This window comes from Streptomyces sp. NPDC044003 (assembly GCF_056435185.1).
In genome coordinates this window covers 22,521-35,383 of sequence record NZ_JBWKFA010000006.1, presented here as the reverse complement: position 1 = coordinate 35,383, position 12,863 = coordinate 22,521, and the positions used below count along the sequence as shown (strand labels likewise).

Here is a 12,863-nt window from a genome sequence, read left to right as displayed (position 1 = left end):
CTCCAGCCGAAAACGGGAACGCCGCGGTGAGCCGGGGCACGTACCCTTTTCTGTTGTGCCGAACGCCAACGAAGACACCCCGACTGCACTGAGCCAGGTGCAACGCCGCGCGGTCAGTGAACTACTCCGTGTGTCCCCTGTCGCCGACGACCTCGCCCGCCGTTTCCAGGAGGCCGGGTTCAGCCTCGCGCTGGTCGGTGGCTCGGTGCGGGACGCGTTGCTCGGCCGGCTCGGCAACGACCTGGACTTCACCACCGACGCCCGCCCCGAGGACGTACTGAAGATCGTCCGTCCGTGGGCCGACGCAGTGTGGGAGGTCGGCATCGCCTTCGGGACCGTCGGCTCCCAGAAGGACGGCTACCTGATCGAGGTCACCACGTACCGCTCGGAGGCGTACGACCGGACCTCCCGGAAGCCCGAGGTCTCCTACGGCGACTCCATCGACGAGGACCTCGTCCGGCGTGACTTCACCGTCAACGCCATGGCCGTGGCGCTCCCCGAGAAGGAGTTCATCGACCCGTACGGCGGTCTTGAGGACCTGTCCGCCCGGGTCCTGCGCACCCCGGGTACGCCGGAGGAGTCCTTCTCCGACGACCCGCTGCGCATGATGCGGGCCGCGCGGTTCGCCGCACAGCTGGACTTCGAGGTCGCCCCCGAGGTCGTCACGGCCATGAAGGAGATGTCCGCCCGGATCGAGATCGTCTCCGCCGAGCGTGTCCGTGAGGAGCTCAACAAGCTGCTGGTCTCGGCACACCCCCGGAAGGGCCTCGGGCTCCTCGTGGACACGGGCCTCGCCGAGCACGTGCTGCCCGAGCTGCCTGCGCTGCGTCTGGAGAGCGATGAGCACCACCGGCACAAGGACGTCTACGAGCACTCGCTGACCGTGCTCGACCAGGCGATCGACCTGGAGGAGGACGGCCCCGACCTCGTGCTGCGTCTCGCCGCCCTGCTCCATGACATCGGCAAGCCGCGCACCCGCCGCTTCGAGAAGGACGGCCGGGTCTCCTTCCACCACCACGAGGTGGTCGGCGCGAAGATGACGAAGAAGCGCATGACCGCGCTCAAGTACTCCAACGAGATGATCAAGGACGTCTCGCGCCTCGTGGAGCTGCACCTGCGCTTCCACGGCTACGGGGACGGCGAGTGGACCGACTCGGCCGTGCGGCGTTACGTCCGCGACGGCGGGCCGCTGCTCTCGCGGCTGCACAAGCTGACTCGCTCGGACTGCACCACGCGGAACAAGCGCAAGGCGGCGGCGCTCTCCCGGACCTACGACGGTCTTGAGACCCGCATCGCCCAGCTCCAGGAGCAGGAGGAGCTGGACGCGATCCGCCCGGACCTCGACGGCAACCAGATCCAGGAGATTCTGGGCATCGGACCGGGGCCGGCCATCGGTCAGGCGTACAAGTTCCTGCTGGAGCTTCGGCTGGAGAACGGGCCGATGGAGCACGACCAGGCCGTCGCCGCGCTCAAGGAGTGGTGGGCAGCGCGCGACTGAGTCGAGCCGGCGCCCGGACGGGGCCGATGTTTCACGTGAAACATCGGCCCGCTCGACGCTCTGGAGGGGTGGTGTTTCACGTGAAACATCACCCCTCCTGGCGTTCCCGGTGCAGGACCGCCGCGAGCGCCGCGTAGATCACGGCCACCAGCACGACCAGAAGAGGCGACTGGCCGTCGGGCGGCAGCATCAAGGCCGCGACGCCCGCCGCGCCCACGAAGGCGACGTTGAACAGCACGTCGTAGAGCGAGAAGACCCGTCCTCGATAGGAGTCGTCCACGGCCGTCTGGACCACCGTGTCCGTCGCGATCTTGGCTCCCTGGGTGATGAGCCCGAGGAGGAAGGCGGCGACGAGGAAGGGGGTCGGGGTGAAGGTCAGGCAGAGCGCCGGCACGAGGACGGCGGCCGCGGCCGTGCACACCGTCATCCACCCGAAGGGGCCGAAGCGCCCCACCGCCCAGGGGGAGAGGACGGCGGCCGCGAAGAAGCCGGCGCCCGAGGCCGCGACGGCGATTCCGAGCAGTCCGAGGCCCTCGGACTCCGTGGAGCTCCAGGTGTAGCGGCAGAGCATGAGCACGGCGACGAGCAGGGCGCCGTAACAGAAACGCATGAGGGCCACCACGGCGAGCGCCCGTGCGGCGGGACGTCGCTCGGCGAGATGCCGCAGCCCCTCGACCAGACCGTGGGCGGTCGACTTCAGGGCTGAGACGAGGGGCTGTGGCGTGACGTCGGCGTCGGGGCCGAGGAGCTCCCGGGACATCCGCAGGGAGGCGAGGGCGGCGCAGAGATAGAGGACGGCTCCGAAGGCGACGACGACCGCGTCGGAGTCGTCGGCGATGAGCCGGACACCGAACGCGAGACCGCCGCCGAGGGTCGCGGCGAGGGTGCCCGCGGTCGGCGAGAGCGAGTTCGCCACGACGAGCCGCTCCTCGTCGACGACACGGGGGAGGGAGGCCGACAACCCCGCCAGGACGAACCGGTTGACGGCGGTGACGGAGAGGGCGGAGGCGTAGAAGAGCCAGTCCGGTACGGAGGCGAGGACGAGGACGGCGGTCCCGCAGGCGAGCAGGGAGCGCAGGAGGTTCCCGTACAGGAAGACCTGACGGCGCTGCCAGCGGTCGAGGAGCACTCCGGCGAAGGGCCCGACGAGCGAGTACGGGAGCAGGAGCACCGCCATGGCGGAGGCGATCGCGGTGGGGGAGGTCTGTTTCTCGGGGGAGAAGACGACGTACGTGGCCAGGGCCACCTGGTAGACGCCGTCGGCGCACTGGGAGAGCAGCCGGACGGCAAGCAGGCGGCGGAAGTTCGTCAGGCGCAGGAGTACGCGCAGATCACGTACGACGGACATGGCAGCAAGACTCACATACGAAGAGGGCCCCCGGGCAGTGGCTCGGGGACCCTCGATCGACAAGCGTGCGGCGCTTTAGCGCTCGACCTCACCCTTGATGAACTTCTCGACGTTGGCCAGGGCCTCGTCGTCGAAGTACTGGACCGGCGGGGACTTCATGAAGTAGCTCGACGCGGAGAGGATCGGGCCACCGATGCCCCGGTCCTTGGCGATCTTCGCGGCGCGCAGGGCGTCGATGATGACACCGGCGGAGTTCGGGGAGTCCCACACCTCGAGCTTGTACTCGAGGTTCAGCGGGACGTCGCCGAAGGCGCGGCCCTCGAGGCGCACGTACGCCCACTTGCGGTCGTCCAGCCAGGCCACGTAGTCCGACGGGCCGATGTGGACGTTCTTCTCGCCCAGCTCGCGGTCCGGGATCTGCGAGGTGACGGCCTGCGTCTTGGAGATCTTCTTGGACTCCAGGCGGTCGCGCTCGAGCATGTTCTTGAAGTCCATGTTGCCGCCGACGTTGAGCTGCATCGTGCGCTCAAGACGGACACCACGGTCCTCGAACAGCTTCGCCATCACGCGGTGCGTGATGGTCGCGCCGACCTGCGACTTGATGTCGTCGCCGACGATCGGGACGCCCGCCTCGGTGAACTTGTCAGCCCACTCCTTGGTGCCGGCGATGAAGACCGGAAGGGCGTTGACGAAGGCGACCTTGGCGTCGATGGCGCACTGGGCGTAGAACTTCGCCGCGTCCTCGGAACCGACGGGCAGGTAGCAGACGAGAACGTCGACCTGGCGGTCCTTGAGGATCTGGACGACGTCGACGGGCTCCTCGGCGGACTCCTCGATGGTCAGGCGGTAGTACTTGCCGAGACCGTCGAGCGTGTGACCGCGCTGGACCGTGACGCCCTTGTTCGGGACGTCGCAGATCTTGATGGTGTTGTTCTCGCTGGCGCCGATGGCGTCGGAGAGGTCGAGGCCGACCTTCTTCGCGTCGACGTCGAAGGCGGCGACGAACTCGACGTCACCGACGTGGTAGTCGCCGAACTGGACGTGCATCAGGCCGGGCACCTTGGCCGCCGGGTCGGCGTCCTTGTAGTACTCGACGCCCTGCACCAGCGAGGCGGCGCAGTTGCCCACGCCGACGATGGCTACGCGAACCGAACCCATTCCGGTTGCTCCCTGTGTGATCGTGGAAGCCCTGCGGTGCGCAGGGTTTCACTTGGCGGTGTCGTCGGACGGATCCGGCCGGGTACTGCCCCCGTGCCGGGGCAGGCCGCCCGTCTCTCCAGAATCGTTGTCGTGCAGAGCGGGGGCGTCGGGGCCGGATCGCTGATCCCGCCCTGCCCGCTCGCTCTCGATGAGCTCGTTCAGCCAGCGCACTTCGCGCTCCACGGACTCCATACCGTGGCGCTGTAGCTCAAGCGTGTAGTCGTCCAGGCGCTCGCGTGTCCGGGCCAGGGAGGCGCGCATCTTCTCCAGGCGCTCCTCCAGTCGGCTGCGGCGGCCTTCGAGCACGCGCATCCGGACCTCGCGCTCGGTCTGCCCGAAGAAGGCGAAGCGGGCCGCGAAGTGCTCGTCCTCCCAGGCGTCCGGGCCGGTGTGGGAGAGGAGCTCCTCGAAGTGCTCCTTACCTGCCGGGGTCAACCGGTAGACGATCTTGGCCCGGCGCCCTGCGAGTGAAGCGGCGAGGGCCTCCTCGGGCGCGCTGCCCGGCTCCTCGATCAACCAGCCGTTGGCGACCAGCGTCTTGAGGCAGGGATACAGCGTTCCGTAGCTGAAGGCCCGGAAGACGCCCAGCGAGGTGTTGAGGCGCTTCCGCAGCTCGTACCCGTGCATGGGGGCCTCGCGCAGCAGGCCGAGAACGGCGAACTCGAGGATGCCGGAGCGTCTGCTCATCCGTCGCCTCCTCCTCCGCCTTCGGGACCCTTATGCCGTGCTGATGTATCGACTCGATACATCAGCACGATAGAACGGCCTCCCTGTCTCGACAAGCGGGGGTGCAGTGACCGGCGTCACATCGTCAATTCACAGCGTTCGACTTGCCTGATTTGGGGTGAAGTCCGGCCGTAGGTGGGTTTTGGCCGTGCGTAGTCTGTGCGGCATGCAGACCACCGGGAACCGAGCGATGCCCTGGGGCGTCAGTGCTGCGGGTGACCGGCTGCGGTACGGGGGGGCCTCCAATGGGGTTCCGCCGTGCGCATTTCGGGGGGACCGGAACTCAACTGCCGCTTCCAGGCGTACACGCCTGCCCGAGGAGTAGTCGTTCGATGAGCGAGCATCGTCGCAAAATGCCGCCGCAGCAGCCGCCGACGGGCGGTCGCGCGGCGGCACGGCGCGCTGCCCAGCAGCCGGGCCGCAGGTCGGCCCCGGCCCATGACGTCGGTATGGGGGCCCCTTCGGCCTCGTACGGTCCTCCCTCCTCTCATGGAGAGGAGGAGCGTCCCTACGGCGGGCGCGCGGAGGCCCGTCGGGCTGCCCAGCGCGGCAGCCGGCGCAGGGGCGCCGACGCGGGCCCCGGCGGCCCCGGCGGCCCCGGCGGTCCCGGAGGGGGACGGCGCGGTGGCGGCGGTGGCGGCAGTGGTCCGGGGCGGGGCTCCGGCGGTCGCCCGCCGGGCAAGAAGCGGATGATCGACTACCCGCGTTACGGAAAGTACGGCTGGCGTCGCTGGATGCCGTCGTGGAAGCTCGTGTCGGGCACGTTCCTGTTCTGCGTGGCGAGTGTGATGGGCGTTGCCTACATCGCGTACTCGCAGGTGGAGATCCCCAAGGAAGCCGATACCGCGGTCTCGCAGAACAACATCTACTACTGGGCCGACAACTCCCGGATGGTCGCGACGGGCAGTGGTGCCAACCGCCAGATCGTCCAGTTCTCGGAGATCCCGAAGTCCATGCAGGACGCGGTGATCTCGGCGGAGAACAAGACCTTCTGGACAGACTCCGGTGTCGACCCCATGGGTATCGCCCGCGCCGTGTGGAACATGGCCAAGGGCGGCGAGACCCAGGGTGGTTCGACCATCACCCAGCAGTACGTGAAGAACAACCGCCTGGACGACCAGTCGCAGACCCTCACACGGAAGGTGAAGGAACTCTTCATCTCCATGAAGGTCGGCAACGAGGTCCCCAAGGATCAGGTCATGGCCGGCTACCTGAACACCTCGTACTACGGACGTGGTGCGTACGGCATTCAGGCGGCGGCCCGCGCTTACTTCAACGTGGACGCCCAGGACCTGAACCCCAGCCAGTCGGCGCTGCTCGCCGCGGTGCTGAAGGGCGCGACGTACTACGACCCCGCCGGCTACCCCGAGATCGACCCCGAGGCGTCGCCCCAGAACAACACCGAGCGAGCCACCAAGCGGTGGAACTGGATCCTCGGTGAGATGCAGAAGGACGGGCATCTCACCGCCGAGGAGCGGGCGAAGTACCCGACCTTCCCCAAGGTGAAGAAGCCGGGCCAGAGCGCCAACCTGAGCGGCCAGATCGGCTACCTGGTCAAGACCGCCAACGCGAACATCAAGGCCCAGTTCGGCATCACGCTCCCGGAGCTGGAACGCGGCGGCTACGAGATCCACACGACCTTCGACAAGAAGAAGGTGCAGACGCTCGAGAAGTCGGTCCAGAAGATCATCAAGGAGAACATCGACACGAAGGAGCGCCCGAAGGACGACACGCACGTCCAGTTCGGCGGTGCTTCCGTCGACACGGCCACCGGGAAGATCGTCGCTCTCTACGGCGGTGTCGACGCCACCAAGCACTTCACCAACAACGCCGACGCCACCGGCGCCATGGTCGGATCGACGTTCAAGCCGTTCGTGCTCGCCGCCTCGATGAAGTACGGCGTTCGGAACCCGAAGCTCGGGCCCGACCAGGACGAGTCCACCCGCACGATCGTGGACCCGGACAAGAGCCGCTACGCGGGCAAGGACAAGCAGGTCGTCCGCACGTACAGCGGCGACATCTGGGTCAACGAGAAGGGTCAGGAGTGGCGTCAGAGCAACGACGAACACGCCAGCTACCCCAGCATCACCCTTCGCCGTGCGATGGTCCGCTCCGCCAACTCGCCGTACGTGCAGCTCGGCATGGACATCGGTATCGACAAGGTGCGTGAGACCGCCGAGGACGCCGGCCTGCTGGACAGCTCCCTCGTCGAGGGCGAGGTGCCCTCGTTCTCCCTCGGTATCTCCAGCCCGAGCGCGATCCGCATGGCCGGCGCCTACTCCACCTTCGCCAACGAGGGGGAGCAGAACGATCCCTACTCGGTGGAGAGCGTCTCGAAGGACGGCGTGGAGATCAAGAAGCACAAGGCCAAGCCCAAGACCGCCTTCACGCCGGCCATCGCCAACAACGTCACCGACGTTCTGCGAAGCGTCGTGGACGAGGACGAGGGCACCGGCAGGAGGGCCCGCATTCCGGGCCGTGCCGTGGCCGGCAAGACCGGTACGACCGACGCCAACAAGTCGGCCTGGTTCGTCGGGTACACCAAGCAGCTGGCTACCGCGATCGACATGTACCGCTACGACGACGACGACACGAAGAAGAACCGCGAGTTCCTGGAGATGTACGGCACCGGTGGCATGGAGAAGGTCCACGGTTCGTCGTTCCCCTCGCGGATCTGGCAGGACTACATGTCGCAGGCTGTCGAGGACATGGCGGTCGTAGACTTCCCCGAGCCGGAGAAGATCGAGGGAGCCGAGCCCGTCTACGGCGCCGGCGCCCCGAGCCCGACGCCGACGCCGACGGCCACTCCGACGCCCACCGAGTCGACGACGCCGACGACGACTCCCCCGGCCACCCCGACGACGACTCCCCCGGCGACCAAGACGCCGAAGCCGGGCAAGACGACGTGCAGCATCTGGGACATCAACTGCAACAACACGGGCAATCCCGGCGGCAGTACCGGGGAGCCCACCACCGCGCCACCCACGACACCGACGCCGACCGACTCACCGACGGCCGCCGACGGGGGGAACGGGAACGGTAAACCCGGGTTCGGGACCTTCCCCTGATCCCTCGCCCTGAGGGATGACCCGGGCACCTCCTGAGGGCCGCCGCGACCGCTCCGTACTTTCCGTACGGGCCGGCCGCGGCGGCCCTCGCCGTTTTCCCAGGGACGTACGGCAGGATGTCCCCCATGCCGAGCCTCCAGAAGTCGAGTGCGCCGCAGGAGCGCTCGCAGACGGTCATCCCCACCCACCGGGACAAGGTGGCCGCCGCGGGCAGCGAACTGATCGGTGGCCCCTACGGGCGTCGGGCGATGGCAGGCACCGGGCAGCTGACGCCCGTGCGGGTGATCGCGCTCGTGGCCCTCGGCATGTACGCCCTCGGCATGGTGCAGAAACTGCCCTGCTACAACTGGGCCTGGTTCCAGGGCGCGACCTCCCAGTACACGCACGCGTGCTACTCGGACATCCCGCACCTCTTCACCGGGCGGGGCTTCGCGGACGGCCTGGTCCCGTACTTCGACCGGCTGGGCGGCGACATACCGTTCCTGGAGTACCCGGTGCTGACCGGCCTCTTCATGGAGGTCGCGGCCTGGCTGACGCCGGGCGGCGGCGACATGACGCAGCGGGAGCAGTGGTACTGGCTGGTCAACGCGGGCCTGCTGATGGTCTGCGCGGCCGTCCTTGCGGTCTGTGTGGCCCGGACGCACCGTCTGCGCCCCTGGGACGGTCTCCTGGTCGCGCTCGCGCCCTCGGTCGCGCTCACCGCCACGATCAACTGGGACATACTGGCCGTCGCGCTGACCGCCGCCGCCGTCCTGATGTGGTCGCGGAGCCGGCCGCTGGCCTTCGGGATCCTGCTGGGTCTGGCCACCGCCGCGAAGTTCTACCCGATACTGCTCCTCTGCCCGCTGCTGCTGCTCTGCTGGCGTGCCGGGAAGTGGCGGGCGTACGGGACCGCCGTGCTCGGCGCGTGCGGCGCGTGGCTGGTCGTGAACCTGCCCGTGATGCTGCTCGCGCCGGAGGGGTGGAAGCAGTTCTATCTCTTCAGCCGGGACCGGAACGTCGACTTCGGCTCGATCTGGCTGCTGCTCAGCCAGCGGACCGGTGACGTGATCACGCCGGGGCGGGCCAATCTGTACGCGCTGCTGCTGATGGCGGCCGCGGTGGCCGGTCTGGTGTTCCTGGCGTTCACGGCGCCGCGCAGGCCCCGCTTCGCCCAGCTGGCCTTCCTGATCGTCGCCGCGTTCGTGCTGACCAACAAGGTGTACTCGCCGCAGTACGTCCTGTGGCTGGTCCCGCTGGCCGCGCTCGCCCGGCCCCGCTGGCGCGACTTCCTGGTCTGGCAGGGCTGCGAGGTCGTGTACTTCGTCGGCGTCTGGATGTACCTGGCCTTCACGACCAGCGGCAACAAGCAGGGCCTTCCGGTGGACGGCTACCAGTTCGCGATCGTCGTGCACCTGCTCGGCACGCTGTACCTGTGCGCGATGGTCGTACGGGACATCCTGGCGCCCGAGAAGGATCCCGTCCGGCAGGACGGCGCGGACGACCCCTCGGGGGGCGTCCTGGACGGCGCCGAGGACGTCGTCGTGGCGGGCAGGGCGGCCCATCCGGCCCGGCACGCCGCCCCGGTCGTGGAGGAGGGGCAGCGGGTCCGCTGGGGCACCGCCGACGACCCCTGGCGCGCACCCGAGTAGCCACCGACGAATCACCCCCGGGAGCAGGGCTCCCGGGGGTGATTCGTTTCGGCAGGCTCAGCCGGTTGGTGCGTCCCGGTCGGCTCAGCGCTCGACGAGGCGGTCGAACTGCGTCGTGGTGTGGCGCAGATGCGCCACGAGCTCGTCGCCCACCCGGGGCTCCTGGGCGTCGGCCGGCACGAACAGGATCGACACCTGCATGTGCGGCGGCTCGGCGAACCAGCGCTGCTTCCCGGCCCAGACGAAGGGCGAGAGGTTGCGGTTGACGGTGGCGAGGCCCGCGCGGGCGACGCCCTTGGCGCGCGGCATGACGCCGTGCATCGCCTTCGGGGCCTCCAGGCCCACGCCGTGGGAGGTACCGCCGGCGACGACGACCAGCCAGCCGTCCGACGCGGCCTTCTGCTGGCGGTAGCCGAACCGGTCGCCCTTGGCGACCCGGGTCACGTCGAGGACCGCGCCCCGGTACTCCGTGGCCTCGTGGTCGCCCAGCCACAGCCGGGTGCCGATGCGGGCGCGGAAGCGGGTCTGCGGGAACTGCTGCTGGAGCCGCGCCTGCTCCTCGGCCCGCAGGTGGCTGACGAACATGGTGTGCAGCGGCAGCCCGGCGGTCCGCAGCCGGTCCATCCAGGTGATGACCTCCTCGACCGCGTCGGTGCCGTCCGGGCGGTCCAGGGGCAGGTGGAGGGCGAAGCCCTCCAGGCGGACGTCCTCGATGGCCGCGTGGAGCTGCTGGAGCTCCTCCTCGCGCACGCCGTGCCGCTTCATCGAGCTCATGCACTCGATCACGACCCGGGCGCCCACCAGGGCGTGGACGCCGTCCACGGACGACACGGAACGGATCACCCGGTCGGGCAGCGGAACCGGTTCCTCACCCCGGCGGAAGGGGGTGAGGACCAGCAGGTCGCCGCCGAACCAGTCCTTGATCTTCGCGGCTTCGTACGTGGTGCCCACGGCGAGCATGTCGGCGCCGAAGCGCGACGCCTCGTCCGCGAGGCGCTCGTGGCCGAAGCCGTACCCGTTGCCCTTGCAGACCGGGATGAGACCAGGGAACTGGTCGATCACGGTCTTCTGGTGCGCCCGCCAGCGAGCGGTGTCGACGTAGAGGGAGAGCGCCATGGCCGGCCCGGAACCTTTCTGACGGCAGCGGTGTATCAAAGGTGTGTACGAGACTACGAAGCCTACGGAACGGTCAGCGGCGCGACATGTAGATGTCGAGCGCCTTGTGCAGCAGCTTGTTCAGCGGGAAGTCCCACTCGCCGACGTACTCGACGGCCTCGCCGCCCGTGCCCACCTTGAACTGGATGAGGCCGAAGAGGTGGTCGGTCTCGTCGAGCGAGTCCGAGATGCCCCGCAGGTCGTAGACGGTGGCGCCCATGGCGTACGCGTCGCGCAGCATCCGCCACTGCATCGCGTTCGAGGGCCGGACCTCACGGCCGATGTTGTCGGAGGCACCGTAGGAGTACCAGACGTGACCGCCGACGACGAGCATGGTCGCGGCGGAGAGGTTCACCCCGTTGTGACGCGCGAAGTAGAGCCGCATGCGGTTGGGGTCCTCGTTGTTGAGGACGGTCCACATGCGCTGGAAGTACGAGAGCGGGCGCGGCCGGAAGTGGTCGCGGACGGCCGTGATCTCGTACAGCCGCTGCCACTCGGCCAGGTCCTCGTAGCCGCCCTGGACGACCTCGACACCGGCCTTCTCGGCCTTCTTGATGTTGCGGCGCCACAGCTGGTTGAAGCCCTTGAGGACGTCGTCGAGCGAGCGGTTCGCGAGCGGGACCTGGAAGACGTAGCGGGGCTGCACGTCGCCGAAGCCGGCACCGCCGTCCTCGCCCTGTTGCCAGCCCATCTTCCGCAGCCGGTCCGCGACTTCGAAGGCGCGCGGCTCGATGTGGGTGGCCTCGACGTCCTTGAGGCGCTTGACGTCCGGGTCCTGGATGCCGGCCTTGATGGCGGTCGAGTCCCAGCGGCGGATGACCACCGGCGGGCCCATCTTCACCGAGAAGGCGCCCTGGTGCTTGAGGTGCGCCAGCATCGGCTGCAGCCAGTCGTCCAGGTTCGGCGCGTACCAGTTGATGACCGGGCCCTCGGGCAGATAGGCGAGGTAGCGCTTGATCTTCGGGAGCTGGCGGTAGAGCACCAGGCCGGCGCCGACGAGCTCACCGGACTTGTCGAACCAGCCGAGGTTCTCCGAGCGCCACTCGGTCTTCACATCAGCCCATGCCGGGACCTGGCAGTGACTCGCGGCAGGCTGGCTCTGGATGAATGCCAGATGCTGCTCACGGCTGATGGTCCTCAGGGTCAGGCTCATGCGGGGCGCTCCTCGGCAGGTGTGTCCCCATCGGTCAGGGGCTCCGGCTCTCGCGCCGAAGCCTACTGTGACCGGGGAGCGCCCCGAATGGGTGTGTGTGCCCTGACGTGCCGCCGGGCTCAGCTGATGACGCCGCCGAAGAGGCCGCCGTGCGCCATTCCGAGGTAGAAGCCGAACGCCGAGGCGCCGAGTCCGAGGATCAGCAGGAAGCGCTCGCGTGTCGTCACGGAGATGAACTGTCCGTACGCGCCGGTCAGGATGCCGACCAGGCCCGACCAGGAACTCAGCAGATGCAGGTTGTCGAACTGCGCGGTGGTGAAGGAGATGATCCCCAGCACCAGCGTCACGGCCATCAGGGTGTCCTGGAGCGGGTGGGGTTTGCCGTCGGTCGCGAAGAGAGAGTGGCCGGGGTCGGGTCGCATTGCCTGTGCCATGGGGCACCTCCTGGCGTGCCTGCCGGAAGGCGGCGCATCGTAGCGCCGCCGACATCCGTTGTGTACAGATTGCGTCCCCTTCCCGGAGAATTTCAACCGCAAGCCGATGTGCGGGTACTCTGTACAGCTGCGCCGGTGTCTGCCCAGGTCCCTCCGGGATCCCCGACAGCGCTCCTCGCTCGCCGAGGGGGACTGTCAGTGGTGGCGGATACCGTTGCTTACGCATCACGACCCTCCTGCCACGGAACGACCGTGGCCGCTGAGTCCAAAGGAGGTGGGTTCCACATGCGTCACTACGAGGTGATGGTCATCCTCGACCCCGATCTCGAGGAGCGCGCTGTCTCCCCGCTGATCGAGAACTTCCTCTCCGTCGTCCGTGAGGGCAACGGAAAGGTCGAGAAGGTCGACACCTGGGGCCGTCGTCGTCTCGCCTACGAGATCAAGAAGAAGCCCGAGGGCATCTACTCGGTCATCGACCTGCAGGCCGAGCCTGCGGTCGTCAAGGAGCTCGACCGCCAGCTCAACCTGAACGAGTCGGTCCTCCGGACCAAGGTCCTCCGTCCCGAGACCCACTGAGCTTCTAGCTCAGAGGTCATCGGGTTCGAGTAGCAACACAGCAGCCAGAAGCAAACCCGCCGAGAGGTTCCCCC

The 12,863-nt window shown here is 68.4% G+C and carries 10 protein-coding genes; 4 read left to right on the top strand and 6 right to left on the bottom strand.

Annotation, left to right across the window (positions count from 1 at the left end; genetic code table 11):
- Window positions 1-55: 55 nt before the first annotated feature.
- Window positions 56-1,498 (top strand): CCA tRNA nucleotidyltransferase, encoded by a 1,443-nt coding sequence (locus tag AC07AW_RS23545; protein WP_478817424.1) that lies wholly within the window; start codon window positions 56-58, stop codon window positions 1,496-1,498.
- 88 nt (window positions 1,499-1,586) lie between these two features.
- On the opposite strand, the gene AC07AW_RS23540 is transcribed toward AC07AW_RS23545, so the two are convergent.
- From AC07AW_RS23540 to AC07AW_RS23530, 3 genes are all read right to left on the bottom strand, one after another.
- A complete protein-coding gene (locus tag AC07AW_RS23540; RefSeq protein ID WP_478817423.1) occupies window positions 1,587-2,846 on the bottom strand; it encodes an MFS transporter in 1,260 nt (419 codons plus the stop codon).
- A gap of 75 nt (window positions 2,847-2,921) precedes the next feature.
- Window positions 2,922-4,004, bottom strand: coding sequence for an inositol-3-phosphate synthase (locus AC07AW_RS23535; protein ID WP_015034875.1), 1,083 nt, complete (start codon window positions 4,002-4,004; stop codon window positions 2,922-2,924).
- A gap of 48 nt (window positions 4,005-4,052) precedes the next feature.
- Entirely contained in the window at window positions 4,053-4,733 is a 681-nt protein-coding gene (locus AC07AW_RS23530) for a PadR family transcriptional regulator (protein ID WP_189804943.1), read from the bottom strand.
- A gap of 371 nt (window positions 4,734-5,104) precedes the next feature.
- Here AC07AW_RS23530 and AC07AW_RS23525 point away from each other — a divergent pair, with 371 nt between their 5' ends.
- Window positions 5,105-7,840, top strand: coding sequence for a transglycosylase domain-containing protein (locus AC07AW_RS23525; protein WP_478817422.1), 2,736 nt, complete (start codon window positions 5,105-5,107; stop codon window positions 7,838-7,840).
- A 125-nt stretch (window positions 7,841-7,965) separates the two neighbouring features.
- The gene (locus AC07AW_RS23520; RefSeq protein ID WP_478817421.1) at window positions 7,966-9,471 is read left to right on the top strand and encodes a glycosyltransferase family 87 protein; all 1,506 of its coding nucleotides are present in this window, start codon (window positions 7,966-7,968) and stop codon (window positions 9,469-9,471) included.
- Window positions 9,472-9,555: 84 nt separating this feature from the next.
- On the opposite strand, the gene AC07AW_RS23515 is transcribed toward AC07AW_RS23520, so the two are convergent.
- The 3 genes from AC07AW_RS23515 to AC07AW_RS23505 all read right to left on the bottom strand — a co-directional run bounded on the left by AC07AW_RS23515 (window position 9,556) and on the right by AC07AW_RS23505 (window position 12,213).
- Entirely contained in the window at window positions 9,556-10,587 is a 1,032-nt protein-coding gene (locus tag AC07AW_RS23515) for an alanine racemase (RefSeq protein WP_478817420.1), read from the bottom strand.
- A 73-nt stretch (window positions 10,588-10,660) separates the two neighbouring features.
- The gene (locus tag AC07AW_RS23510; RefSeq protein ID WP_086823884.1) at window positions 10,661-11,779 is read right to left on the bottom strand and encodes a lipid II:glycine glycyltransferase FemX; all 1,119 of its coding nucleotides are present in this window, start codon (window positions 11,777-11,779) and stop codon (window positions 10,661-10,663) included.
- A gap of 119 nt (window positions 11,780-11,898) precedes the next feature.
- Window positions 11,899-12,213, bottom strand: coding sequence for a hypothetical protein (locus AC07AW_RS23505; RefSeq protein ID WP_478817419.1), 315 nt, complete (start codon window positions 12,211-12,213; stop codon window positions 11,899-11,901).
- A 285-nt stretch (window positions 12,214-12,498) separates the two neighbouring features.
- Here AC07AW_RS23505 and rpsF point away from each other — a divergent pair, with 285 nt between their 5' ends.
- Window positions 12,499-12,789, top strand: a complete 291-nt coding sequence (gene rpsF / locus AC07AW_RS23500; RefSeq protein WP_015034882.1) for a 30S ribosomal protein S6 — start codon at window positions 12,499-12,501, stop codon at window positions 12,787-12,789.
- The last annotated feature ends 74 nt before the right edge of the window (window positions 12,790-12,863 follow it).